The organism is Oleiphilus sp. HI0061 (genome assembly GCF_001635675.1).
In genome coordinates, this window is record NZ_LWFE01001195.1 from 1 (window position 1) to 1,898 (window position 1,898).

General features: G+C 42.6%; 3 protein-coding genes. 1 reads left to right on the top strand and 2 read right to left on the bottom strand.

What is annotated here, in order from left to right; genetic code table 11:
- Positions 1 to 162 precede the first annotated feature (162 nt).
- Entirely contained in the window at positions 163 to 348 is a 186-nt protein-coding gene (locus A3735_RS18520) for a helix-turn-helix domain-containing protein (RefSeq protein ID WP_068510693.1), read from the bottom strand.
- A 118-nt stretch (positions 349 to 466) separates the two neighbouring features.
- On the bottom strand, positions 467 to 1,228 hold the full coding sequence (locus A3735_RS18525) for a sulfite exporter TauE/SafE family protein (RefSeq protein ID WP_068510695.1): 762 nt from the start codon (positions 1,226 to 1,228) through the stop codon (positions 467 to 469).
- 117 nt (positions 1,229 to 1,345) lie between these two features.
- Here A3735_RS18525 and A3735_RS18530 point away from each other — a divergent pair, with 117 nt between their 5' ends.
- Entirely contained in the window at positions 1,346 to 1,876 is a 531-nt protein-coding gene (locus A3735_RS18530; protein ID WP_068510697.1) for a SprT-like domain-containing protein, read from the top strand.
- Positions 1,877 to 1,898: the final 22 nt, after the last annotated feature.

Here is a 1,898-nt window from a genome sequence, read left to right on the forward strand (position 1 = left end):
TTATGGTGTATTTAACCCATATACCTGGCGTAATGAGTACAAATAGAATGAGGGCAATTAAAATATAAATCATAAGGCGAGTGTAGCTTGTTGCTAAACCAAAAAAAAGCCCGCTTAATCGCGAGCTTTATAAGGCAACCTGAGCTTTGTTAGGACAAAGCCTTAACCGTTTAGCCTCTTTTCAATTTCAATATACTTAATAACAGCATCTTCAGGAAACATGAGCTCGCTTCCTTGTTTAACGCTTTTAATTAAGCTCTCGCGGGCATAGCGTTTCACCGTAACTTCGGTTTTTCCCATCATTGCGCTTGCTTCAGCGAGTGTTAGTAACTTTTCTCCGCCTGACATACTTTGCTCCAAATAATATTAGTCGTAAAAAATCGAATATGTGAATTAGAGTATAGTTAATGCAAATAATATTTCCTGAATTGTTTGTAGCATTAAGTTAATTTTATGTTTCGAGCATTTAACTGAGGAGCGCGGCAATGCTTGCAAATATAGTCATAATAAACAGGAACCACTTTAGCGTATTCTGACTGACATTAATTGTGATCTTCACAGCCAGGTAAGCACCTGCAACAGAACCGACCGCGAGCAAGAGGCCTGGCGCCCACCATACTTGGTCCCGCCATACAAAAAGACCGAGAGCAACTAGAGTAAAACCGAGTGTGCACACCACCTTTAGCGCGTTGGTTCGAGCCAGATCGTAACGGAGGCCTCCAGCAATCGCAGCAATTAAAATAAAACCAACGCCCGCTTGGACGAACCCACCGTAAAACCCGGCTATAAAAAGCATTGGTATAGATTGCTTTTGCTCCATTACTGAAAAAGCCTTGGTGCCTTCAGTTACCGCAATAGCGGAGGGCTTAAATAAGATTATGCCGGCCATGATAATCATCGCGCCGAGCAAGGTTGGTTTCAGGTAGTCAGCAGGCATATAAGAGGCGAATGCAGCACCAACAAGCCCGCCAAGCATGGTGACAAGCAGAATAGATTTGATATCGGGAATATCAAGCTTTCCGTGCTTGGCAAAACCTCTGTATGCAGTAAACGATTGAAGTACGACACTGACTCGATTAGTCGCATTTGCAATGTCGGGAGGAATCCCCATTACCATTAATGCTGGAATTGTAAGATTGGAGCCTCCACCAGCCATGGTGTTTATAATGCCTGCGAGAAACCCTGTTATGATTAATACCAATATATAGAGTAAGTCGAGTTCATACATGGCGTTTTCCCTAAAGGCTTGGTGTGACAAAAAATAAAGCTGGGCATGGTACTGTAAATTTTTGCATAATGCACCGCTGTATATGAACTTAAGAAGACCGAAAAACACTTAGCCAAGATGAACCAAAGCAACTATCAAGCTGATGTGCAATCATCGGTAGAACACTGCCTGCGGCAGGCAGAACATCACCTTAAGAAAAGCTTCGTTTATCACAACCTTTGCTTTCTTCTAAAGGGGCAAGCTGCCGGCCAGTTTGTCGTCACACAAAACGCTTTTAAGACTTATCGATACAAGCTTCGATTTAATCAGGCGCTCTTAAATCAAAACCAACAAGCCTTTATCGAAGAGGTTGTACCTCACGAATGTGCACACCTCATCGTCTATCAGTATTTTGGTCGCTATCATGAAGGCAAGAAGGTAATGCCGCATGGACGACAGTGGAAGCAGGTTATGTCAGAAGTATTTAATGTTGAGCCAAAGGTAAGGCATAACTTCTCAAGCGCGAAAAGGGCACGACGAACCTTTGCATATATTTGTGCATGTCACGATCGAATTCATGATTTGAGCGCAATTCGACACAATAGAATCGTAAGAAGTGATGCAAGATATGTATGCAAAAGCTGTAAGGAAAGCTTGAGAATTAAATAGGCCAAAGTGAATGAGGCCAGGC

What these genes read in the sequence shown, in the direction of transcription:
- A3735_RS18520 (WP_068510693.1), bottom strand. Translation starts at nt 348, where the DNA reads ATGTCAGGCGGAGAAAAGTTACTAACACTCGCTGAAGCAAGCGCAATG.
- A3735_RS18525 (WP_068510695.1), bottom strand. Translation starts at nt 1,228, where the DNA reads ATGTATGAACTCGACTTACTCTATATATTGGTATTAATCATAACAGGG.
- A3735_RS18530 (WP_068510697.1), top strand. Translation starts at nt 1,346, where the DNA reads ATGAACCAAAGCAACTATCAAGCTGATGTGCAATCATCGGTAGAACAC.